This window comes from Brevundimonas sp. UBA2416 (assembly GCF_002343105.1).
Taxonomy (GTDB): Bacteria; Pseudomonadota; Alphaproteobacteria; order Caulobacterales; family Caulobacteraceae; genus Brevundimonas.
The window spans coordinates 1-293 of sequence record NZ_DDRM01000019.1; the positions used below are offsets into that span (position 1 = coordinate 1).

The 293-nt window shown below is 70.0% G+C and carries 1 protein-coding gene; it reads left to right on the top strand.

Annotation, left to right across the window (positions count from 1 at the left end; genetic code table 11):
• Positions 1–265: DNA gyrase C-terminal beta-propeller domain-containing protein (locus B3E43_RS06280; protein ID WP_292027670.1), on the top strand; the 265-nt coding region annotated here is incomplete at its 5' end.
• Positions 266–293: the final 28 nt, after the last annotated feature.

Consider the following 293-nt stretch of genomic DNA (forward strand, 5'->3'; position numbering starts at 1 on the left):
GGGCGGGCGGGCGGGCAACCGTCTGACCGCCTCCTTCCCGGTCGAGGACGGAGACGAACTGCTGCTGGTCACCTCGGGCGGCCAGATGATCCGCACCCCGGTCGATCAGGTCCGCATTGTCGGCCGGTCCAGCCAGGGCGTCACCATCTTCCGCACCGCCGACGGCGAGAAGGTCGTCTCCGTCGAGCGTCTGCCCGACAGCGGCGGCGGCGATGAGGATGCGGTCGAGGGTGATGCGCCGGACGGGGCGGACACCGAAAGCTGAAACCTGATCCGCTCATCCCGGCGAAAGC